The following is a 22,646-nucleotide window of genomic DNA, read 5'->3' on the forward strand; positions in this document are numbered from 1 at the left end:
ATTGGCAGAGCAGCGGATTCCAAATCCGCGTGTTGGGAGTTCGAATCTCTCCACCCCTGCCATCTTCAAGGCTCTAGTCGAAAGACTAGAGCCTTTTTCATTTCTCAGATCATCATAGTTTCAATTGACAGAACGGTGGGCGTCATCGTTACCAACAGGGCGGGCCAGTTGTTGTAAATGCGAAAGAGATAATCCACCATCTTCAAAGATCAAACTAGGTGCTTCTTATGAAAGGCAGCATTGGATAGGGTGTCAGTCTTCCAAGTTCAAGAGCATTGAGCTTTCCTCTCTTATCGGATGCTCTTTAGGACAACTCTTTACTCAAATACGTTTATAAAGACTGGCCTTATAGTCGGGATTCAAGTTATCACTAATAGCTAAGTATTGGCTGTTTCCGTGTAGACTTCTTAATGCTGCTAACCTGCTCTCAAGCCCCCGTAGCGTTCATATCTTGTTGTAAAACATGCTGACTCAACTGTGTTTGAAAGAGTTCGGTATAACCAGAGAGCAGCCGGGTTTGATGCACTGAAAGCGAACCTCAGTGGGTTCGCTATTGGAAACAAAAAAGCCCGCTCAATAGAGCGGGCTTGATGATTCAGCTGCGACGGAGCTTAATATTATTTTAGTAATGCTTCATTGCCATTCTCACGAATGTGCTTAAGGATACCTTTTACACCGCGAGCACTTGAAGCTACAACATTACCTGATTTTACGTAGTCTGTACCGCCAGCAAAGTCAGTAACAATAGCACCTGCTTCACGAGCAATTAGCTCACCTGCAGCAATATCCCATGGTTTAAGACCAAGCTCAAAGAAACCATCTACACGGCTTGCAGCAAGGTAGCATAGGTCTAGAGCAGCAGAGCCAGTACGACGGAAGTCAGAACAATCAACGAATAGTGCTGACATGATCTTAAAGTAAGACTCTGAATGCTGTTTTTGCTTGAATGGGAAGCCCGTTGCTAAAACGGTACCTTGTAGGTCTTTTACCTGCTTGACGCGAATACGAGCATTATTAAGCTGTGCGCCAGAACCTCGTTGAGCGGTGAAAAGCTCATTTAGCATTGGGTCGTATACACAAGCGACTTCTGTTTTGCCTTTGATGCGTACAGCAATAGACACAGAGAAATGAGGCAAACCTTTTACAAAGTTTGTAGTGCCATCCAGTGGGTCGATGATCCATTGTACTTCGTCATCTTTACCTTGAAGAAGGCCTGACTCTTCACCAATTACAGTGTGATCAGGGTAAGAGGCTTTGATCGTATCGATGATGATAGCTTCTGCTTCTTTGTCTACGTTAGTAACGAAGTCATTGACGCCTTTTTGAGTCGATTCAATCTTCTCAGCATTTTCTAAAGATTTAGCAATATGGTTGCCTGCTTTTCGTGCAGCACGAATAGCAATATTAAGCATTGGATGCATACTAATTTCCCAACGGATGTTAAAGAACAGAAAAACGGGCGGCAGTATATCAGATAAACACCGAAATGGAAGTGGTTATTTTTTGAACTTTTGGTTTTATTCCAGCAAAGGGTCTGACCATTTTACTCAGGTATATGGTAATATCGCGCAGTTCGAAATTACGTCTTGGAAAACACCAATGCTAAACAATGTCAAAGTTGTACTTGTTGGAACCTCTCACTCAGGAAATATTGGCTCGGCTGCACGAGCAATGAAGGTCATGGGGCTAACTAACTTAGTACTTGTTGACCCACAGTGTGAGATAGATGAACAGGCAATAGCACTTGCTGCTGGCGCAGCAGACATTGTCCAGGCTGCATTGGTCGTCAACACGCTAAATGATGCAGTGGCTGACTGTAGCCTTGTGGTTGGCTCAAGTGCGCGTTCACGTACTTTAGAATGGCCAATGCTAGAGCCCCGTGAATGTGGTAAGAAGTTTGTTGAGCAAGGAGCAACATCTCAGGTCGCGTTGGTGTTTGGCCGTGAGCGTACCGGCTTAACAAACGGAGAGCTTCAGACTTGCCACTATCATGTTTGCATTCCTGCTAACCCAGAGTATAGCTCTCTTAACTTGGCAATGGCTGTCCAGACACTTAGCTACGAAGTTCGCATGGCTTACTTAGAAAAGCAGCAGAGCCAATATCAGCCTAATGAAGTTGTAGAATATCCAAGACATAAAGAGTTGGAAATGTTCTTTTCGCACCTTGAAAAAGTGGCGACTGCGACCCAATTTATTAGCGACGAGCAGCCTGGAAAAGTAATGAACAAGCTGCGTCGACTATTCAATAGAGCTAGGCCGGAAGCGCAAGAGCTGAATATACTGCGTGGTGTCTTGACCTCAATTGAGAAAAAAATTAATCAATAAATTAACCATGAAGACAGCATGGTTAAATACCTGAGTAAAACAGTCAATTAAATACTTGACCAATTTACTCAAGTATGAAAAACTTCATACCACATAAACGATGTGGATATGGTGTTATATGAGACTTACATCTAAAGGAAGATACGCAGTTACAGCCATGTTAGATGTGGCTCTGCACTCACAACAAAACCCAGTACCTTTGGCGGATATCTCTGAACGCCAAGGCATTTCGCTTTCTTACTTGGAACAATTGTTTTCAAAGTTACGTAAAGCAGGGTTAGTTGCCAGCGTTCGTGGACCAGGTGGTGGTTACCGTCTGGGAGCTGATGCTAATACTATCGCTATCGGGACAGTGATTGCGGCTGTAGATGAATCCGTTGACGCAACAAAGTGCAATGGTAAAGGCGATTGTCAGGGTGGGACGCGTTGTTTGACGCATACACTTTGGCGTGATTTGAGCTCTCGCATCAGTGACTTCTTGAACAATATCACTCTCGGTGAGTTGATGACGGATAACGAAGTCCTAGAAATTTCAGACCGACAAGATCTTGATCTTACGGTTAAACATGGGTTTTCTAACAAGAATTCTAACACCGCGCCCATCGGTGTAAATGTCCGCTCTTAAGCGGTTTGCCTGTTACATTGGAGTAGAGAATGAAACTGCCTATTTATCTAGATTACTCAGCGACTTGTCCTGTAGACCCTCGTGTAGCTGAAAAAATGGTCCAGTACATGACAATGGACGGTACGTTTGGCAACCCAGCATCGCGTTCACATCGATATGGTTGGCAGGCAGAAGAAGCAGTTGATACTGCTCGTGAGCAAATTGCTGATCTACTGAATGCCGACCCTCGCGAAATCGTCTTCACTTCTGGCGCGACAGAATCAGATAACCTAGCTATCAAAGGCGCAGCTCATTTCTATTCTAAGAAAGGTAAACACGTTATTACGTGTAAAACTGAGCACAAAGCGGTTCTTGACCCATGTCGCCAACTAGAGCGTGAAGGTTTTGAGGTAACTTACCTTGAGCCAGAATCTAACGGTTTGATTGATCTCAAGAAGCTTGAAGCGGCAATGCGTGAAGATACCGTGTTGGTTTCGATCATGCACGTGAACAACGAAATTGGCGTGATTCAGGATATCTCTTCTATTGGTGAACTTTGCCGTGAACGCAAAGTCGTTTTCCACGTTGATGCCGCACAGTCTGCAGGTAAGTTACCAATCGATGTGAAGGAAATGAAAGTAGACCTTATCTCACTGTCTGCGCATAAAGTTTATGGCCCTAAAGGTATCGGTGCACTATATGTTCGTCGTAAGCCACGTATCCGCCTAGAAGCGCAAATGCACGGTGGCGGTCATGAGCGTGGTTTCCGTTCAGGTACACTAGCTACTCACCAGATTGTTGGTATGGGTGAAGCATTCCGTATTGCTAAAGAAGACATGCAAAAAGACTACGATCATGCGATGGCATTACGTAATCGTCTATTTGATGGTGTTAAGGATCTTGAAGCTGTCACAGTAAACGGTTCATTTGAACAGCGTGTACCGCATAACCTAAATATTAGCTTCGCTTTCGTAGAAGGTGAATCATTGCTGATGTCTCTTAAAGATCTTGCGGTTTCTTCTGGTAGTGCTTGTACTTCTGCAAGTCTTGAGCCTTCGTATGTTCTTCGTGCGTTAGGTTTGGACGATGAACTGGCACACAGCTCTGTTCGATTCTCATTCGGTCGTTTTACATCTGAAGAAGAAGTAGATTACGCAATTGAACAAATCCGCGTAGCGGTTACTAAGCTGCGCGACATGTCTCCTCTATGGGATATGTATAAAGAGGGAGTGGATTTAAGCACAGTTGAGTGGGCTCACCACTAATCACTGGCTAACGCTCCAAGGATAGTAATAGAGGATTCGAGGTAAATAATCATGGCATATAGCGAAAAAGTAATTGATCACTACGAGAACCCACGTAACGTTGGTTCGTTCGATAAAGAAGACCCAGCGGTAGGCAGCGGCATGGTTGGCGCGCCGGCTTGTGGTGACGTAATGAAGCTTCAAATCAAAGTAACACCGGAAGGGATTATTGAAGATGCGAAGTTCAAAACTTACGGTTGTGGTAGTGCGATCGCATCGAGCTCACTGGTTACTGAGTGGGTAAAAGGTAAGAGTATTGATGAAGCAGCGGCAATCAAGAATGCAGAGATTGCTGAAGAACTTGAGTTGCCTCCAGTGAAGGTACACTGCTCAATTCTTGCTGAAGATGCAATCAAAGCAGCTGTTGCTGACTACAAGAAAAAACACCAAGAATAAGTAATCTGTATATAATGGGAGCCTAAAGCTCCCATTCCGTTCGCCAATCAATAAACTAAGGTGCAGTATGGCCATCACAATGACAGAAACCGCGGCAAGTCGCGTTAGAACATTCCTTGAAAACCGAGGTAAAGGGATCGGTTTGCGTTTGGGTGTGAAAACGACAGGCTGTTCTGGAATGGCTTATGTTCTTGAGTTTGTTGACGAGCTTAACGAAGAAGACTCAGTATTCGAGCATTCAGGCGTCAAGGTCATTATTGACCAAAAGAGCCTTGCGTATTTAGATGGCACTGAGCTTGACTACGTTAAAGAAGGGTTGAATGAGGGTTTTGAATTCAACAACCCAAATGCTAAAAGTGAATGTGGTTGTGGTGAAAGCTTCAACGTATAATTGATAGCGCCTGCAGGCATCGCTTGCAGGTAGATTACCAAGGACCGAATTCTCCATGAATTACTTTGAATTATTTGGGCTACCAAGTCAGTTTCAGCTGGATGGTAGCCTTCTTTCTTCACAATTCCGTGAACTTCAAAAACGCTTCCATCCAGATAACTTTGCCAGCGCTTCGGAGCGAGACCGTCTTATGGCGGTTCAGAAAGCTTCGGAAATCAACGATGCTTATCAAGTCTTAAAAAAACCTCTGTCTCGTGCTGAGTATATGCTGGCAGAAAACGGCGTTGATATTCGTGGTGAACAGCAAACCATGAGCGATCCTATGTTCCTAATGGAACAGATGGAATTACGTGAAGAACTTGAGGACATTCCATCTAGTTCAGATCCAGAAGACGCACTATTCGATTTTGACAGCAAGGTGAGCAAAATGTACAAGCAGCACCTGAAATCGGTAGAGCAGGAACTGAATGATGGCCTCTGGCAACAAGCGGCTGAGCGTGTACGTAAACTCAAATTCATCGCCAAATTAAAAAATGAAATCGAGCTAGTGGAAGAGAAACTCCTCGGCTAGTTAAAGATAAGGACCAACCATGGCACTACTTCAAATTGCAGAACCGGGTCAAAGCTCTGCACCCCATGAGCATAAACTGGCAGCTGGTATCGATCTCGGTACAACGAACTCATTGGTAGCTTCTGTTCGCAGCGGAGATGCAGCGACATTGAAAGACGATCAAGGACGCAGTATCTTGCCATCGATAGTCAATTATGCTGGTGAACAACCTGAAGTAGGTTATGAAGCTAAAGCACTGGCGGAAACTGATCCGCAAAACACCATTATTTCAGTGAAACGACTAATTGGTCGTTCATTGAGTGACATTCAGACTCGTTACCCAAATCTACCTTATCAATTTAAAGCGAGCGATAATGGTTTGCCGGTACTTCAAACAGCAGCTGGTGACAAAAACCCGATTGAAGTTTCAGCAGAAATTCTCAAATCGTTGGGTAAGCGCGCCGAACAAACACTGGGCGGAGAACTGGCTGGTGTGGTGATTACTGTGCCTGCGTATTTTGATGATGCTCAGCGTGCAGGTACAAAAGATGCGGCTAAACTGGCTGGTCTTCATGTTCTGCGCCTATTAAACGAGCCGACTGCGGCAGCGATTGCTTACGGTCTAGACTCAGGCCAAGAAGGCACTATCGCAGTTTACGATCTCGGTGGTGGTACGTTTGACATCTCTATTCTTCGATTATCTAAAGGTGTCTTCGAAGTTCTGGCGACTGGTGGTGATTCGGCATTAGGCGGAGATGACTTTGATCATCTTCTAGCCGAGTTCCTGATTGAAAAAGCAGGGATCCAAACGGATCTAACCGCGGAGCAGAATCGCATTGTGTTAAATGTCGCCACAGAGACCAAAATTGCATTTTCACAACAAGATAATGTCGACGTTGAGGTGCTTGGTTGGACTGGCTCTGTATCCCGTGAAGAGTTTGAATCTTTAATTCGTCCACTGGTGAAAAAGACGCTGATGTCTTGTCGCCGCGCACTAAAAGATGCCGAAGTAGATACGGATGACGTGCTTGAAGTGGTGATGGTCGGTGGTTCGACTCGTACACTGCTGGTACGTGAAATGGTCGGTGACTTTTTTGGCCGTACGCCACTAACAAGCATTAACCCTGATGAAGTGGTAGCGATTGGTGCGGGCATTCAGGCTGACATTCTCGCTGGTAATAAGCCAGACTCTGAAATGTTACTTCTTGATGTGATTCCACTGTCTCTAGGTATTGAAACCATGGGTGGATTGGTCGAGAAAATTGTTCCACGCAATACCACGATACCGGTTGCTCGAGCGCAAGAATTTACCACATTTAAAGATGGTCAGACTGCAATGAGTGTTCACGTTGTTCAAGGCGAGCGTGAAATGGTCGATGACTGCCGTTCGTTGGCGCGTTTCTCATTGAAAGGCATTCCTCCAATGGCCGCTGGTGCTGCTCATATTCGCGTGACTTACCAAGTTGATGCCGATGGCCTTCTTTCGGTCACAGCAATGGAAAAGAGCACCGGTGTTCAGTCCGAAATACAAGTTAAACCGTCTTATGGCTTGAGCGACGACGAAGTGGCAAATATGCTGCGTGACTCAATGACGTATGCGAAAGACGACATGATGGCTCGTGCACTGGCTGAGCAGCGAGTGGAAGCTGATCGTGTCATTGAAGGATTACTTGCTGCAATGCAAGCAGACGGTGATGACTTACTGTCTGAAGCGGAAAGAGAGGCCCTGATTAAATCGATTGAATCATTGATCGAACTGCGCAATGGCGACAGTGCGGATGCCATTGAACAGGGAATCAAAGACACTGATAAAGCGAGCCAGGATTTTGCTTCGCGCCGTATGGATAAATCGATTCGAGCTGCACTGTCAGGTCAATCGGTAGATGATATTTAAGAGATAAGAAGTTATGCCTAAGATTATAGTATTACCACACGAAGATTTATGCCCAGAAGGTGCGGTACTAGAAGCAGATACTGGTGAAACTGTACTGGATGTGGCGTTGAAAAATGGTATCGGTATCGAGCATGCGTGTGAAAAGTCATGTGCGTGTACTACCTGTCACATTGTGGTTCGTGAAGGCTTTGACTCTTTGGAAGAGAGTGACGAGTTGGAAGACGACATGCTGGATAAAGCATGGGGCTTAGAGCCTGAATCACGATTGGGTTGTCAGGCTAAAGTTACGGACGAAGACTTGGTGGTTGAGATTCCTAAGTACACATTGAATCACGCGTCAGAAGATCACTAATCTCTCATATAGGAAGTGTAATCATGAAATGGACAGACTCACGAGACATCGCGATTGAGCTTTGTGACAAATTCCCGGAAGTGGATCCAAAGACAGTACGTTTCACCGATCTTCATCAGTGGATTCTAGAGCTGGAAGATTTTGAAGACGAACCTAACCGTTCGAATGAAAAAATTCTTGAGGCCGTGATTCTGTGCTGGATGGATGAAATGGATTAGAACTGACCGGAAAAGTCTTTCTAGTTAACAAATTTTACTAAAAATAACGGGCCTTAGTGCCCGTTTTTTTATCAAATTGACATTTTAACCCTACAAAATGCTAACATCCGAACGTTAAGCTAAATGGCGTAGACAGCGCTAATTAAAAGACAAGGAGAAACCATGTCTACACAGATGTCAGTATTTTTGAGCCAAGAAGCCGCCGCTCCGCATTGGGGTGAAAAAGCCATTCTTTCATTTTCTGAAAGCAGCGCAACGATTCACCTTGGTGAAGGCCATGATCTTGGCGCGGTTCAGCGTGCGGCTCGTAAGCTGGATTCTCAAGGTGTCGCGTCTGTTTCTCTTGAAGGTGCAGGCTGGGATTTAGAAAGTGTTTGGGCATTCCACCAAGGTTACCGTGGACCTAAAAAGAAAAACACTTTAGCGTTACCAGAGTTAGTTGAAGCTGCTCAGGCTGAGCTAGAAGCACGCATTAAAGCGACTGAATTTACCCGCGACATTATTAACAAACCGGCGGAAGAAGTTGCGCCTCGACAACTGGCGACAATGGCCGCTGAGTTTATCAAGTCGGTTGCTCCAGAAGGTACAGTAAAAGCCCGCATTGTGAAAGATAAAGACCTGCTAGCTGAAGGCTGGGAAGGGATTTTTGCGGTAGGACGTGGTTCTGAGCGCACTTCAGCGATGCTGCAACTTGATTACAATCCAACAGGTGATGAAAACGCACCGGTTTGGGCATGTCTTGTAGGTAAGGGCATCACGTTTGATTCTGGAGGTTACAGCATCAAACCTTCAGGCTTTATGGCAGCGATGAAAGCCGATATGGGCGGTTCAGGTACCATCACTGGTGGTTTAGGTCTGGCCATTATGCGTGGCCTGAACAAACGTGTGAAACTGATTCTTTGTTGTGCTGAAAACATGATTTCAGGCCGAGCGCTGAAGCTAGGTGATGTAATTACCTATAAGAACGGTAAAACGGTCGAGATTTTGAATACCGACGCGGAAGGCCGCCTAGTTCTAGCTGATGGCTTACTTTATGCCAGTGAGCAAAACCCTGAACTGATCATTGACTGTGCCACGCTGACTGGCGCTGCGAAAAACGCACTGGGCAATGACTACCACGCATTGATGAGTTTTGACGAAGAGCTTTCTCAGCAGGCGCTATCCACAGCAAAAGAAGAGAAAGAAGGTCTATGGCCTTTACCGTTGGCAGATTTCCACCGTGGTATGTTGCCATCGAACTTTGCTGACCTATCTAACATCAGCAGTGGTGATTATTCTCCAGGTGCCAGCACTGCAGCTGCTTTCTTGTCTTACTTTGTTGAAGACTACAAAAAAGGGTGGTTGCATTTCGACTGTGCTGCCACGTACCGTAAATCAGCAACGGATAAATGGGCTGCAGGCGCAACTGGCGTTGGTGTGCGTACCCTAGCTGGTTTGCTGATTCAGCAAGCAAACAAATGATTCTAAGAGGTCTTTAACGACCTCTTGAAACAAAACAAAGAAAATAAAAGGATACCCTATGGCTCTAGAAAGAACTTTTTCTATCATCAAGCCCGATGCAGTAGAACGTAATCTGATTGGTGAAATCTATCACCGTATTGAAAAAGCGGGCCTTCAGATTATCGCTGCGAAAATGGTGCAGTTAACTGAAGAGCAGGCGAGTGGTTTCTATGCAGAGCATGAAGGCAAGCCTTTCTTCCCTGCTCTGAAAGAATTCATGACTTCTGGACCTATCATGGTTCAGGTACTTGAAGGTGAAGATGCTATTTCGCGTTACCGTGAGCTAATGGGTAAAACCAACCCTGAAGAAGCGGCATGTGGTACGATTCGCGCAGATTACGCATTGAGCATGCGCCACAATTCAGTACATGGTTCAGACAGCCCTGAATCAGCGGCTCGTGAGATTGAGTTCTTTTTCCCACAGGCAGAGATTTGCCCACGCACCTAATTGAAATCTAGCCCTAACCTGAGGTGCTGCGTAAGGTTATATACGCAGCACTTTTTGTTCTAAAGAAGGTTAGGTACGCGGGTTGAATTGACCAAGAAAGCTCACCATTTACTGCTAGTATTGGTGAGAAAAGTTTTTTTTATTCACATATGCACGCAAAGCTATCAGTCTTGACAGATTGTGATATACTCTGCGCGCAATTTATACCTTATAAACAGAGTAAGACAATGGCAGATTTATCAAAGTACAGAAACATTGGTATTTTCGCGCACGTTGATGCGGGTAAAACTACCACCACTGAGCGTATTCTAAAGCTTACTGGTAAAATCCACAAAACTGGTGAAGTACACGACGGTGAGTCTACAACTGACTTCATGGAGCAGGAAGCTGAGCGTGGTATCACAATCCAGTCTGCTGCCGTAACTTGTGAGTGGAATGGCCACCGCCTAAACGTTATCGATACTCCGGGACACGTTGACTTTACAGTAGAAGTATACCGTTCACTTAAAGTTCTTGACGGTGGTATCGGTGTATTCTGTGGTTCTGGTGGTGTTGAGCCTCAGTCAGAAACTAACTGGCGCTACGCGAACGATTCAGAAGTTGCTCGTCTGATCTTCGTAAACAAACTAGACCGTATGGGTGCAGACTTCTTCAACGTTGTTGACCAGGTTAAGAACGTTCTTGGTGCAAACCCACTAGTAATGACTCTGCCAATCGGTCGTGAAGACGATTTCGTTGGTGTTGTAGACGTACTAAACCGTAAAGCTTACGTTTGGGACGAAACTGGTCTACCAGAGAACTACGAAGTTCAAGACATCCCTGCTGACATGGTTGATGATGTAGAACAGTACCGTGAAGAGCTAGTTGAAACTGCTGTAGAGCAAGACGACGACCTAATGGAAGCTTACATGGAAGGCGAAGAGCCATCTATCGAGCAACTAAAAGCTTGTATCCGTAAAGGTACTCGTGACCTAGCGTTCTTCCCAACTTTCTGTGGTTCTGCGTTCAAGAACAAAGGTATGCAACTTATCCTTGACGCTGTTGTAGATTACCTACCAGCTCCAGCAGAAGTTGATCCTCAGCCTCTAACAGATCCAGAAACTGGTGAGCCAACTGGCGAAGTTGCTACTGTATCTCCAGATGAGCCTCTAAAAGCGCTAGCATTCAAGATCATGGATGACCGTTTTGGTGCTCTAACGTTCGTACGTATCTACTCTGGCCGTCTGAAGAAGGGTGACACTATCCTTAACTCAGCAACTGGCAAGACTGAGCGTATCGGTCGTATGTGTGAGATGCAAGCTGATGAGCGTAACGAACTTACTGAAGCGCAAGCTGGTGACATCATCGCTATCGTTGGTATGAAGAACGTTCAAACTGGTCACACTCTATGTGATCCTAAGCACGAATGTACTCTTGAAGCTATGATCTTCCCAGAACCAGTAATCTCTATTGCTGTAACGCCAAAAGACAAAGGCGGTTCAGAGAAGATGGGTATCGCTATCGGTAAGATGGTTGCAGAAGATCCATCATTCCAGGTTGAGACTGACGAAGAGTCTGGCGAAACTATCCTGAAAGGTATGGGTGAACTTCACCTAGACATCAAGGTAGACATCCTTAAGCGTACTTACGGCGTTGAGCTAGAAGTAGGTGCTCCACAGGTAGCTTACCGTGAAACTATCACTCAAGCAGTTGAAGATAGCTACACGCACAAGAAGCAGTCTGGTGGTTCTGGTCAGTTCGGTAAGATCGACTACCGCATCCGCCCAGGTGAGCCAAACTCTGGCTTCACGTTCTCTTCAACAGTTGTTGGTGGTAACGTACCTAAAGAATTCTGGCCTGCAGTTGAGAAAGGTTTCGCATCTATGATGGAAACTGGTGTTCTAGCTGGCTTCCCAACTCTAGACGTAGAAGTTGAACTATTCGACGGTGGTTTCCACGCAGTTGACTCTTCAGCTATCGCTTACGAAATCGCTGCTAAAGGCGCATTCCGTCAGTCTATGCCTAAAGCGGGTGCACAACTTCTTGAGCCAATCATGAACGTTGACGTATTCACTCCAGAAGACAACGTTGGTGACGTAATCGGTGACCTTAACCGTCGTCGTGGTATGATCAAAGACCAACAAGCTGGTACTACAGGCGTTCGTATTAAAGCTGACGTTCCTCTATCAGAAATGTTTGGTTACATCGGTCACCTACGTACTATCACTTCTGGTCGTGGTCAGTTCTCTATGGAGTTCGGTCAATACGCACCATGTCCAGCAAACGTTGCTGAGCAAGTAATCGCAGAAGTTAAAGAGCGTAACGAGAAGAAGTAATTCTTTACGTTAGCTAGATAGCTTTAAAGCCCCTGAAGTGAAAGCTTCAGGGGCTTTCTTTATTGGGGCTCCTTTTTAGTTCTCTCACCTAGGGCTGCGAGTATCAATGATCTCCAAGTCGCTAGGGTGCTCTTTCTGACATTCTTCGACTTGGCTGAAAATCCAGTCACAGAACTGACGGATTTTCTCACGCTTAAAATAGGCGCTAGGGGCACAAAGGAAATAGTTGTAGTCTGTTCTCTGAGCGAGATTCCCTATGCGGACTAATTTGCCTTCTTCAATGTATCTCTGAGCCAAGGTATGTTTGGCTAAAGCCACCCCTTGAACGGCCAGTGCTCCTTCCAGAACAAAATGTGAACCGTTGTATTTTAACGTCGGTTTCGAGGTCTTATGACCAACGTTTTGTAGCCATATCCCCCAATCGAGATCTCGCCAGTAATCTTCGATCAGATCAGCGCCCGTTAAGTCACTAAGATCATAAATACCATGCCGTTCTTGGTAGATTGGGTGACATACAGGGTAGAGCAGTTCTTCAAGCATGAGCTTGGATGTTAGATTGGGATAATTTCCCGGACCATAACGAATACACAGATCAAGATTAGATCGTTGAAACTCCACTAGTTCGCTGGTGGGTTCGATCATGAGTTCTTGTTCTGGGTGAAGTGCTCTGAAATGGCCGATTCTCGGCACAAGCCAGTGTTGGGCAAAAGAAGGCAGTGTCGAAATAGACAATAAGTTTGGGTTAGGGTCCGAATTGATTTGTCGAACACCATCCTGAATGTGTTCAAAGCCTTTCCGAGCTTGCTGATAAAGGATTTCACCTTCCGCTGTCAGTTGAACTTTTCGGTGCTGGCGCACAAAGAGATCCACGCCTAGAAACTCTTCCAGCTGGCGTATTTGTTGGCTGATTGCAGCGGCAGTTACAAACAGGTGTTCAGCGGCTTTCTTAAAGCTGCCTAACTGTGCCGCTGTATAAAAGTAATACAGTCCTTGTAAAGGAGGGAGGCGATCTTTCACTTAAGTTTTCCTTAACCAAAGGTCAAATACCATCGTTTGAGAGTGATGCGATATTGTCCGATTATTAAGTCGAATCTTAATAAAGGCAAGGTGAAGTTATGGAAACTACTGCTAAATCTCCAACGTGCTCAATTGATGATCGTCTTTCTTTAAGACAGAAATTCTTAACTAAAATCAAAAGATGGCGACGAAATTACCGTACTCGACGCCAGCTCAATCACCTCTCTGGGCACATGCTACGTGACATTGGTGTTGAGCATGAAGAGGCGGCACGTGAATCTCGCCGGCCATTTTGGGATGACTAGCTCTGTTGCTCACTGATTTCACTCTGTAGCCAGTTAACAAACGCTTGGATACGTTTTTTACGCGGAGAATCTTCACTATAGAAAAGGTTGAACTGGATACCCGGTGTCATGCCAATATCAAAAGGTTTGACTAACAGGCCTCGTTCAACGTAATCACTGGCGAGAGAGTCAGAAGCAAGACAGGCTCCATGGCCAGACATCACTGCTTTCATCGCATGGTCAAAGGTACTGACTTCCATCCAACGAACGGAGTTTTGGCTCATGCTTACCCCTGCTTGGGCGAACCATGACTCCCATGGATAGCCTCCTGATTCATAGTGAATTAGCCAGCATGCTTGAAGCTGAGATGGTTTTCTTAAATTGATGGATTTAGCGAGGTGAGGAGAACAAAACGGATAAATCGTTTCTTCGAATAAAAACTCTTTGTGGAAGGATTTATTGCTTTCTATGTCGAGTTGTTCGCCTTGCCAGATAGCGAGGTCCGCATCACCTTGCTTTAAATTTGGTGCATCACAACTGGTGAGAATACGAATTGGGATATTCGGATGCTGAGTGGAAAACTTCCACAACCTAGGTAGCAACCATCTGGACGCAAAGGAAGGCGTCGAATTAACGCACAACAGACCTTCGATTGGCTCACTTTGGATCTGGTTTAACCCTGTAATGATATGCTCAAAGCCGTGGGAGATATGCTTGAAGAGGATTTTACCTTGTTCCGTCAAGCGCATTTCTCGTCCGTCACGGACAAAGAGTTTACAGCCCAGCCCATCTTCCAATTGGCGTATTTTTTGGCTAACCGCAGCTTGACTGATAAACAGCTCTTCGGCTGCGCGGCTGTAGCTATTCAGTCTAGCGGCTACTTCGAAATAACGTAGGCCCGGCAGATGATGCAACCTTGCATCCATAATAATTCCCTGTGTTGCGCTCTCTTATGGCTAAGCATCATAATCTCTATTAACAAAAAAGCAAAAAGGAGAGCTTTCGCTCTCCTTTTACTATCCGTATTTTTAGTCTTCCCAGACGACGAGTTGTCCCTTCGGCCAGTTATGACCCACGTCGTGGTATTTTTGCTCAAGGACATGACGTTTGATTTTCAAAGTTGGAGTGAGGATGCCATTTTCAATACTCCAAGGGTCTTTGATCATCAGAACCCCTTTGATCTGCTCATGGGACTCGAGCTCTGCGTTCATTCTCTCCACTACCTTCTTCGTGGTCTTTTCGTATCTCGCACGATCGAAGTTAGGAAAATCATGAGGAACCACCAATAGAATAGGAGCTGGGAGACCTAGGCCGATCAAACACATCATCTCTACACGGCTGTATTCGAATAGCTTTTTCTCAATTGGCACAGGCGCAACAAATTTACCTTTGGCTGTTTTGAAAGTGTCCTTTTTACGCCCTTGGATGGTTAAGTAACCATCTGCGTCGATAAAGCCGATATCGCCAGTGTGTAGCCAGCCTTCTGAATCAAACGATTCTTGAGTAGCAATATCATTTTTGTAGTAACCAGAGAACAGACCATTGCCGCGTACCATGATCTCTTCATCTTCCGCGATCTTAAGCTCGATCCCTGGGCCCGCATTACCGACTGAGCCAATTTTGTCCGCTCTGAATGGATAGTTGAGAGTACTGTAAGCGAATGACTCGGTCATTCCCCAAGCTTCGGTGATGTTGAGGCCAACACTATGATACCAATTAAGCAAAGCTGGGGAGACGGGGGCAGAACCACAACCCAGAACGCGAGCCTGATCCAGTCCAAGACCATCAGCGAGCTTCTTCTTGATCAGCGAGTTAACAAAAGGAATCTTGAGTAGAATATTGAGCTTCTTCTGCGGAAGTTTGTCCTGAATACGCTGTTGAAACAAGGTCCATAGACGCGGCACCGAGATAAACAGCGTTGGGCGGTGCATTTTTACATCTTCGATGAAAGTATCAAGGGATTCAGGGAATGCGGTCGGGACTCCGCCCATGATGGAAGAACCAAAGATATAAACGCGCTCAGTGATGTGTGCAAGCGGTAAATAAGAGAACAGACGGTCATTTTCCTGAATGCCGATATGATCGATCAGTTGCTGCACTGACCAGCTAAATGCACCATAGGTGAGCATAGCGCCTTTTGGTAGGCCGGATGTCCCCGAGGTGTAGACCAGTGACATTAACTTATCATCGTAGTGTTCAGGACGAGCAGTGCTCGGCTGAGATTTAGCGATTAAGTCATTAAAGCTGTGTTGGCATTTTGGTGCTGTATCGTATGGAAGTGAAATGCTGATTAGATTTGGCATCGCATCCAGCACTTGCTGAGTGGCGGCTGGATCATCAAGCTTACCACCAATGAGTGCTTTACTTTCACTATGAGTGACGCAGTACTCAATCGTGTCAGCCCCCGCAGTAGGGAAGATAGGGACGCTGACAAAATCGCCAAGCATCATCGCCAAGTCGCAAATAAACCATTCGGCACAGTTTTTCGAGACCAGAGCGACTTTATCACGAGGTTGTAGCCCCAGTTCTTGTAAAGCAGACACTAGCTTGAGCGCTTTGTCAGCGACCTCTGCATAGGTGAACTCGACGAATTGACGGTTAATAATCTGTTTTAGATACACTTCATTTGGGCGTTCCTCTGCCCAGCGAAGGATCATTTCGTTTGGTGGTGGGAGAGCACAAGTTGTTTTGCTTAACTCGTTAGGCTGAATCATTTTCTAACTCCATGTTATTGGCAAAGTTATGATTATTTTTTATTGTTAACAGCTTGTTAACTTTAGCACGTGGCGAGAAAAAGAGGGAAGCGTTAGCGGCTAAGTTAAACAGGAACTTGTGACCGTGATGTGAAAATTAATGAAGTTGGCGATAAATAGCAGGGCTCAGGCCCGTTTTCTTCTTAAAAATGCGTGAGAAGTAAGACACATCGTTGTAGCCACATTGAAATGCAATGAATGAGATCTTCTCTTTCCTCTTGTCACTAAGTAACTGTTTAGCAAGACTAATTCTTTTAAGGGTGAGGTAGTCTCTGAAACTGACTCCAATCGATTTATGGAAGAATTTTGAGAAGTATGTAACAGAGTAATGGCAATACTCAGCAATATCTTCTTCTCTGATGGTTCTAGATAAATTTTTATCTATGTATCTTAGGATTTCGACCAGATCTTTGCTGATGTGTTTTTGTTCAACAATCGCTGATATTTTGTGTATCTCAAGAATTTCCTGATGTTGATTGAACTGGTAATACACTTGGTTGCTGAGTTTTTCGGCCCAAGACTTCATCTCGCCTTGATTGAGGTTGAATGTGGAGAAAACGACATCGAGTTCTTCCACATCATGATTGAGTTGGTCTTTATAGATGACAACTAAGTGTTTATTGAGGTTTTGACATAGCTTAGCTGCGGTAAGAAAAAGCGAATGGAAATTTTCTTCATAAAAGAAGAAGCAGAAGTGGATGTCATTTTCGCTTAGCACCGAAACATCATAGCCGTAATCGAGAAGGAGGAAACGCCTTTCTAAATCTCGAACGACGTCCTTGGTGACGTAACTTATTGATTGGCCTAGCCAGTATCCTTTATGTAAAACATCCACTATGCGCTGTTTCCTGTCTTACTATCCTCACTATCACTAGTAATGGTAGGTGAGTGGTAGTCGAACTCAACCAGAACGATACAATTCACTAGTGTTAGCAATACTCATATTGATTTAATTGTAATTATAGTTGCTTATAAATATGATGAAGATCTTATTTTTGTGCTATGGAGGTTTTGTCAAGTTTCAAAAATGAGACTTGGTTAAACAAAGGCGCCCGATAATAAACTATTAGATATTCAATATAAAATAAGTAAACAAAAACAATATATTGTGCTGAATATGGTTAATTAAAACATCATGAGTATTTATTCTAAAGAAAAACATCATCGATGTTTTTCTTTTAATAATTCGCTAATTGATGAATTAAATATGGCAAAAAAGTGCAAAAGATAGTTAAAAAAATCCTAACTCTTATTTCCTGTGAAACCTAAATTAACTTTAAGCGTGACAGCTTGGTGTACTTTTAGAAAGGAGACAGGTCATGAATAAAGTACTAGTTAATATCAAAGCATTTCTTAAGGATGAAGAAGGGTTGACTGTTGTTGAGTATGTTGTTGGTGCAGGGCTAATAGTTGCTGGTCTCACTGGGATATTTACAACCTTTAGTAGTACGTTAGAAACTCAGCTAACAGGCGTATTTGGTTCTTAATAAATCACAGTCGTGTATGTCTTAGCCATGACTGAGAAACAAATGTACAGGCCCATGATGTATATCATGGGTCCTTTGTGCGTTTGTGAGGAGGGGGGGGTGATGAGTGTTGTTGAATTTTTTCATGATGAAGAGGGGCTTACAGTCGTAGAGTATGTAGTGGGAGCTGGCTTGATTGTCGCTGGGTTTGCAGGATTATTTATTGCCATCAGAGGTATTTTATCTGCGGAGTTTGCGACTATATTTAGCTAAAACTTATACGCAAGGGACGGTTAAATGAACTTATTTATTTGGATAGTCTTGTTTGCTGTAGCCGTCTCAGACGCAAAAGAGCATCGAATTCCTAATACTTTGTTATTAATAATTTTGTTTTTAGATTTAATAAATAAACTCTTTATTATTCAAGATTATCCACTTTTATTATGGTCGGTTGGTACTGGTATTACTTGCTTTATTTGTGCACTGATTCTTTACTTTTTAAAGGTAATGGCACCAGGTGATGTAAAACTTTTGGGTGTTGTCGGGTTTTGGCTAGGGCCAGAACATATAACACAAGCGGTGTTTTGGATTGCAGTTTCCAGTGTTGTTGTTGGTATATTTTTCGCACTATTGCGTTTAGCTGAATCCCCTGAAAAAGCCAAAGTACTTTTTTCAAAATATTCGCTATTTGCTTTGTATGGCGCTTCGGGAACCAAAATGCTTGGGCCACCTAAACAGAAAATGAGTGACCACTATCAAATGCCATTTGCCCCCGTAGTTGTAATTGGAATTGCGATTTATTTTTATTTTCTGAATTGATGACAAGGAGTCATTATGGTTCAGGCGACAACTCAAGTTCGACACAGGACCGAGCTCACTCCACAAGCTAAAGAGCCTCCTGTTCCAACCACCTTTGACGATCTGGGTGTGCCCCAAGCTGTGGTGGAAAATCTAGTCGTAAAACACTTGGCCGCCTACCCTAAATCAGACATCTTACAACTCACCAAATTACTGTGTATCAACAGCCATTTAATCGAAGACATTATTGCCGGACTCAGAGCTAAGTCGTTAGTCGAAGTTTTTCAGGCGACGCCAGCGAGCTTCACAGCCCAATCTAGCGGTCATGTTCGTTATGGTTTATCAGAGTCTGGGATTCAAGAAGCAGACATTGCATTTGTAAAAGATGCCTACTTAGGGCCTGTACCGGTATCACTCCGTCAATACAGCCAAATGGTCGAAGCGCAAGACGTTCGAGCACAAATGGTGAACCGGGCCGATGTCGAATACGCATTGTCAGATGTTCTTGGTGCTCAACGAATGGTGGGTGTGCTTGGGCCTGCGATTAACTCGGGCAGGGCATTACTTTTGTATGGCAGCGCAGGTTCAGGGAAGACCTTTGTTGCAACCAAGATCCTTAATTCACTTAATACGTCGATTTACGTGCCATATTCTGTTTTCGCGGCAGGCAACATCATCAAAGTTTTTTCACCCCAGCATCATAAGCGAGTGCGGAGTGAAGAAATACACTCCATTTCGTTTAAAGAGCACTTCGATCGCCGGTGGGCGCTGTGTGAACGTCCTAGTATTCAGGTTGGTGGTGAGCTCACCATGGACATGCTTGAAGTCAATCACAGTGAACACAACAAAGTATGGTTAGCTCCGCTACAAATGATGGCCAACAATGGCATCTTCATCATTGACGATTTGGGGCGACAACCCATGCCTGTCGATACTCTACTCAATCGTTGGATTGTACCGATGGAGTATTTTTACGATTACCTCAATTTGCCTAATGGCCAACAAATTTCCATTCCATTTATTCTAACACTTGCCTTTTCTACGAATCTCGATCCTGAAAAGATCAGTGACCCCGCTTTTTTGCGCCGGTTAGGCTACAAAATTCAATTCGGACCACTTCTAGAGCATGAGTACCGAGAGCTCTGGGACATCATTTCCCGTTCGAAAGATTTGTCCCTCGCTGAGGGATGTTTTGACACTTTGTTTGAATTACACCGTCAGCACCACGTGGGCTTTTATCCCTGTTTACCCAAAGACATCGTAGGGATCAGCCGAGATATCATTGTATTTGAAGAAATTGACCCCGTTATCTCCCCTGAAATCATAAATCGCGCCTGGGAAGTCTATTTTACTGCTGATGGTAAAGGAGGAGGCGCTCGATGAGTCGAAATCAAGTTATTTTGCTTTTTTTGCTGTCTATCGCGTTTGGCTTAGGGGCAGTATTTTTTGCTAAGCAGTGGATGGACAGACAACTTCAGCCACAAACCGAAGTAGAAGTGGTAGAGAGAGAACCAGTTGTCGTCGCTGCTCAGGAAATCCCTGCTGGGAGTGTTATTGGTGAGCAGCATCTGACGAGTAAGCTGTTAGAGAAAGATTGGCGTGATGAGTTTCAGTTCACTAGCTCAGAAGAATTAATTGGTCAGGTTGTTGCAACCAGTATTTTTCCCGGCGAAATCATTAATCAAAATCGTCTTACCGTGCCTGGTGAAGGCTCTACTCTGGCTGCATTAATTCCTGAAAATAAACGAGCTGTGACGATCAGGGTTAATGACGTCATTGGTGTGGCAGGGTTTCTTCTTCCGGGCAATAAGGTCGACATTTTAAGCACTGTAAAATACAGCGAAACATCAGCGTCGACGTCGACCGTTTTGAAAGACATTAAGGTGCTTGCAGTAGATCAAACTGCTCGAACCAAAGACAACAAACCCATCATCGTGCGAGCAGTGACGCTGGAAGTTACACCAAGACAAGCGGAAAAATTACTCACGGCACGCAGTAAAGGGGAAATTCAGCTGACGCTGAGAAATCCTCATGAAGAAGAAAAAGCGGTCAAACGCTATGTAGCGCCAAGTGTCACCATCATTAAAGGCACACAGTCTAGCAATATCCGAGTCAAGGATTGAGGTGAGCTATGAAAAACATAATTACTCTAATGATTATATTAGTGCTGAGTTCGTTCCAATCACACGCTGCAACTCAGTCGAGCAAAGTGGTTAAAGTCCCTCATCATAAATCGACCCATGTCACTTTAGTTGGAAAAGCAAAACGGGTATCACTTGGTGATCCAGAAGTGTTGGATATTGTGATGCTTAAATCCAATGAAGTCTTCTTGATCGGTAAAAAATTGGGTTCGACTAACCTGATGGCTTGGGATAGTCGAGGCCGATTAATTGAGTCCATCAATATCGAAGTGACTCATGACCTCAACAGTTTAAAAGCCAAGCTATTCGAATTCCTTCCCGATGAAGAAATTGGTGTGCACAGCGCGCAAAATAGACTGATACTCAGTGGCCTAGTCAGCTCTCAATCGGCGATGAACATTGCTTTAAGAGTGGCAGAAACTTATGCCGCTGGTCAAGAAGTCGACAAAGAAACGGAATCTCTAAGTGAGCAAGTTTCAAAAACAGGGGTCATCAATCTGCTTACTATTGGTGGCGCACAACAGGTGATGTTGGAAGTTACGGTTGCGGAAGTGCAGCGTACGTTAGTCAGAAAATTTGACTCTAATTTTCATTTCTTTCAGTCAAGTGGGGACTTCAATTGGGGGGGCACGTCAGCAGGGGGATCCATTGACGATGTGAACAATGTTGTCGCACCGATTTTTAATGCACCGACTATTGAAAATACGGGGTTGCTAGGAACATTGATAGACAGCAATACCTTCTTTACGTTTGCCTTGGATATTGCCAAGCAGAACGGCACGGCCAAAGTTCTTGCGGAACCTAATCTTACAGCGCTGAGTGGTGCGAAAGCTGAATTTTTAGCTGGTGGGGAATTTCCTATCCCTGTACCTGATGAGGACGGCATTACGATCGAATACAAAGAGTACGGAGTGGGTTTAAAATTCATTCCTACGATACTCACCGATCAGAAAATCAACCTTAATCTTGCGGTGGACGTGAGTGAAATCGCCAATTCAGCCACATTAACCCTTGCCCCTGGTGGTACGAACGCCACCTATGTCATCCCCCCGATTACACGTCGTAGCGCATCGTCGACACTGGAGCTAGCGGATGGGCAGACTATTGGGATAGCTGGTTTGTTGAGTGAGAATGTAAGGGACTCTGTTGCTGAAATGCCGGGTTTCAGCGATATCCCAATTCTCGGGCAGATGTTTAATAGTCAGGAATATATCTCAGGTGAGACTGAGTTGGTGATCCTGGTGACTCCACGCTTGGCTAAACCTATTGATCGCAACCGGGTGACGTTGCCGACAGACTCGTTCGTTGAGCCAAATGATTTTGAATACTATCTGCTTGGTCGAGGTGCCTATCTTGAACCTGCTGATGCATCGAAACCAAAAGCAGAGCGTAGTGCGCCCATGGTGGATTATTCCAAAGGTGGCACTGAAGGTACCTTCGGACACAGTTTATAGGAGGCAATATGGTTTATCGATATTTACAGATTTGTATTTTATGCCTGCCTTTCACGCTACTAGGTTGCGTTAACAATGCAGACCGCCTCGGCGAGCATGTTGCAAAAATAGCATCTGAGCAGACTTATAACCCGAATGCGAGCAGAGATAATCTTGAGGTGATCCCGACAGGTAGTGGTGAGCGGATGGAAGGGGCTTATCAAATTTATACTGGTAAGCAGGACTCTGAGTTGTCAGGCACAGATAGCCAAGTTATTGAGAATTTTGGCCAAGGCTCGGGGAAAAAATAGTGTCCTAGAGAAATAGCTTCGATAACTTATGGTGGAAACTATGACATAAGTCACGCTGTTTTCTACAATTAGACTAATAAAAGAGAATGCAGTCAAAGTTAATCCAGTAGATATGAAGGGTTATAGAGACTGGAATGCTTTGAAGT

25 protein-coding genes are annotated in these 22,646 nt (G+C 44.6%); 20 read left to right on the forward strand and 5 right to left on the reverse strand.

All coding sequences use genetic code 11. The annotated features are described in order from the left end of the window. Positions 1-617: 617 nt before the first annotated feature. A complete protein-coding gene (suhB, locus tag F0265_RS20200) occupies positions 618-1,421 on the reverse strand; it encodes an inositol-1-monophosphatase (protein ID WP_006959833.1) in 804 nt (267 codons plus the stop codon). Positions 1,422-1,599: 178 nt separating this feature from the next. Here suhB and trmJ point away from each other — a divergent pair, with 178 nt between their 5' ends. From trmJ to fusA, 12 genes are all read left to right on the forward strand, one after another. Further along, positions 1,600-2,325, forward strand: coding sequence for a tRNA (cytosine(32)/uridine(32)-2'-O)-methyltransferase TrmJ (trmJ, locus tag F0265_RS20205; RefSeq protein WP_171750152.1), 726 nt, complete (start codon positions 1,600-1,602; stop codon positions 2,323-2,325). Positions 2,326-2,443: 118 nt separating this feature from the next. Continuing rightward, complete coding sequence (iscR, locus tag F0265_RS20210; RefSeq protein WP_029235945.1) at positions 2,444-2,950, forward strand: Fe-S cluster assembly transcriptional regulator IscR; 507 nt, start codon at positions 2,444-2,446, stop codon at positions 2,948-2,950. A gap of 29 nt (positions 2,951-2,979) precedes the next feature. Continuing rightward, complete coding sequence (locus tag F0265_RS20215) at positions 2,980-4,194, forward strand: IscS subfamily cysteine desulfurase (protein WP_019274075.1); 1,215 nt, start codon at positions 2,980-2,982, stop codon at positions 4,192-4,194. Positions 4,195-4,245: 51 nt separating this feature from the next. Further along, entirely contained in the window at positions 4,246-4,629 is a 384-nt protein-coding gene (gene iscU, locus F0265_RS20220; RefSeq protein ID WP_004412993.1) for a Fe-S cluster assembly scaffold IscU, read from the forward strand. A gap of 67 nt (positions 4,630-4,696) precedes the next feature. Next, positions 4,697-5,020 carry an iron-sulfur cluster assembly protein IscA gene (gene iscA, locus F0265_RS20225; protein ID WP_006959829.1) on the forward strand — a complete coding sequence of 108 codons (324 nt, stop codon included), beginning with the start codon at positions 4,697-4,699 and terminating at the stop codon, positions 5,018-5,020. Between the two features lie 55 nt (positions 5,021-5,075). After that, positions 5,076-5,591, forward strand: a complete 516-nt coding sequence (gene hscB / locus F0265_RS20230) for a co-chaperone HscB (protein WP_021455722.1) — start codon at positions 5,076-5,078, stop codon at positions 5,589-5,591. Between the two features lie 19 nt (positions 5,592-5,610). Continuing rightward, positions 5,611-7,464, forward strand: coding sequence for a Fe-S protein assembly chaperone HscA (gene hscA / locus F0265_RS20235; protein ID WP_171750153.1), 1,854 nt, complete (start codon positions 5,611-5,613; stop codon positions 7,462-7,464). Between the two features lie 13 nt (positions 7,465-7,477). After that, a complete protein-coding gene (gene fdx / locus F0265_RS20240; RefSeq protein ID WP_006959826.1) occupies positions 7,478-7,816 on the forward strand; it encodes an ISC system 2Fe-2S type ferredoxin in 339 nt (112 codons plus the stop codon). A 23-nt stretch (positions 7,817-7,839) separates the two neighbouring features. Continuing rightward, the gene (iscX, locus tag F0265_RS20245) at positions 7,840-8,034 is read left to right on the forward strand and encodes a Fe-S cluster assembly protein IscX (protein WP_006959825.1); all 195 of its coding nucleotides are present in this window, start codon (positions 7,840-7,842) and stop codon (positions 8,032-8,034) included. A gap of 162 nt (positions 8,035-8,196) precedes the next feature. After that, positions 8,197-9,495 carry an aminopeptidase PepB gene (gene pepB, locus F0265_RS20250; protein ID WP_171750154.1) on the forward strand — a complete coding sequence of 433 codons (1,299 nt, stop codon included), beginning with the start codon at positions 8,197-8,199 and terminating at the stop codon, positions 9,493-9,495. Positions 9,496-9,553: 58 nt separating this feature from the next. Next, the gene (gene ndk / locus F0265_RS20255; protein ID WP_006959823.1) at positions 9,554-9,982 is read left to right on the forward strand and encodes a nucleoside-diphosphate kinase; all 429 of its coding nucleotides are present in this window, start codon (positions 9,554-9,556) and stop codon (positions 9,980-9,982) included. 227 nt (positions 9,983-10,209) lie between these two features. Then, complete coding sequence (fusA, locus tag F0265_RS20260; RefSeq protein ID WP_019274079.1) at positions 10,210-12,297, forward strand: elongation factor G; 2,088 nt, start codon at positions 10,210-10,212, stop codon at positions 12,295-12,297. 84 nt (positions 12,298-12,381) lie between these two features. On the opposite strand, the gene F0265_RS20265 is transcribed toward fusA, so the two are convergent. Continuing rightward, the gene (locus tag F0265_RS20265; protein ID WP_171750155.1) at positions 12,382-13,314 is read right to left on the reverse strand and encodes a LysR substrate-binding domain-containing protein; all 933 of its coding nucleotides are present in this window, start codon (positions 13,312-13,314) and stop codon (positions 12,382-12,384) included. A gap of 98 nt (positions 13,315-13,412) precedes the next feature. On the opposite strand from F0265_RS20265, the gene F0265_RS20270 reads away from it, so the two are divergent. After that, positions 13,413-13,619 (forward strand): DUF1127 domain-containing protein, encoded by a 207-nt coding sequence (locus tag F0265_RS20270; protein ID WP_171750156.1) that lies wholly within the window; start codon positions 13,413-13,415, stop codon positions 13,617-13,619. Here the strand turns inward: F0265_RS20270 and F0265_RS20275 are convergent. The 3 genes from F0265_RS20275 to F0265_RS20285 all read right to left on the reverse strand — a co-directional run bounded on the left by F0265_RS20275 (position 13,616) and on the right by F0265_RS20285 (position 17,186). Further along, positions 13,616-14,524, reverse strand: coding sequence for a LysR substrate-binding domain-containing protein (locus F0265_RS20275; RefSeq protein WP_171750157.1), 909 nt, complete (start codon positions 14,522-14,524; stop codon positions 13,616-13,618). The two genes, F0265_RS20270 and F0265_RS20275, sit on opposite strands and share 4 nt — an antisense overlap. Positions 14,525-14,626: 102 nt before the next feature. Further along, complete coding sequence (locus F0265_RS20280) at positions 14,627-16,312, reverse strand: AMP-binding protein (RefSeq protein WP_171750158.1); 1,686 nt, start codon at positions 16,310-16,312, stop codon at positions 14,627-14,629. 136 nt (positions 16,313-16,448) lie between these two features. Further along, positions 16,449-17,186, reverse strand: a complete 738-nt coding sequence (locus F0265_RS20285; RefSeq protein ID WP_171750159.1) for an AraC family transcriptional regulator — start codon at positions 17,184-17,186, stop codon at positions 16,449-16,451. Positions 17,187-17,670: 484 nt separating this feature from the next. On the opposite strand from F0265_RS20285, the gene F0265_RS20290 reads away from it, so the two are divergent. The 7 genes from F0265_RS20290 (at position 17,671) to F0265_RS20320 (ending at position 22,500) form a co-directional block, all read left to right on the forward strand. Then, positions 17,671-17,838, forward strand: coding sequence for a fimbrial protein (locus F0265_RS20290; RefSeq protein ID WP_064488659.1), 168 nt, complete (start codon positions 17,671-17,673; stop codon positions 17,836-17,838). Between the two features lie 102 nt (positions 17,839-17,940). Beyond that, positions 17,941-18,090, forward strand: a complete 150-nt coding sequence (locus F0265_RS20295) for a hypothetical protein (RefSeq protein WP_171347956.1) — start codon at positions 17,941-17,943, stop codon at positions 18,088-18,090. 24 nt (positions 18,091-18,114) lie between these two features. Further along, entirely contained in the window at positions 18,115-18,636 is a 522-nt protein-coding gene (locus tag F0265_RS20300) for an A24 family peptidase (protein ID WP_171750160.1), read from the forward strand. A gap of 15 nt (positions 18,637-18,651) precedes the next feature. After that, a complete protein-coding gene (locus tag F0265_RS20305; protein ID WP_171750161.1) occupies positions 18,652-19,998 on the forward strand; it encodes an AAA family ATPase in 1,347 nt (448 codons plus the stop codon). Then, a complete protein-coding gene (gene cpaB, locus F0265_RS20310) occupies positions 19,995-20,738 on the forward strand; it encodes a Flp pilus assembly protein CpaB (RefSeq protein WP_006959815.1) in 744 nt (247 codons plus the stop codon). The genes F0265_RS20305 and cpaB overlap by 4 nt, the downstream gene beginning before the upstream one ends. 8 nt (positions 20,739-20,746) lie before the next feature. Beyond that, entirely contained in the window at positions 20,747-22,210 is a 1,464-nt protein-coding gene (locus tag F0265_RS20315) for a type II and III secretion system protein family protein (protein ID WP_038513361.1), read from the forward strand. An 8-nt stretch (positions 22,211-22,218) separates the two neighbouring features. Beyond that, the gene (locus F0265_RS20320; protein WP_171750162.1) at positions 22,219-22,500 is read left to right on the forward strand and encodes a hypothetical protein; all 282 of its coding nucleotides are present in this window, start codon (positions 22,219-22,221) and stop codon (positions 22,498-22,500) included. The last annotated feature ends 146 nt before the right edge of the window (positions 22,501-22,646 follow it).

It is taken from the genome of Vibrio sp. RE88 (genome assembly GCF_013113835.1).
Classification (GTDB): domain Bacteria; phylum Pseudomonadota; class Gammaproteobacteria; order Enterobacterales; family Vibrionaceae; genus Vibrio.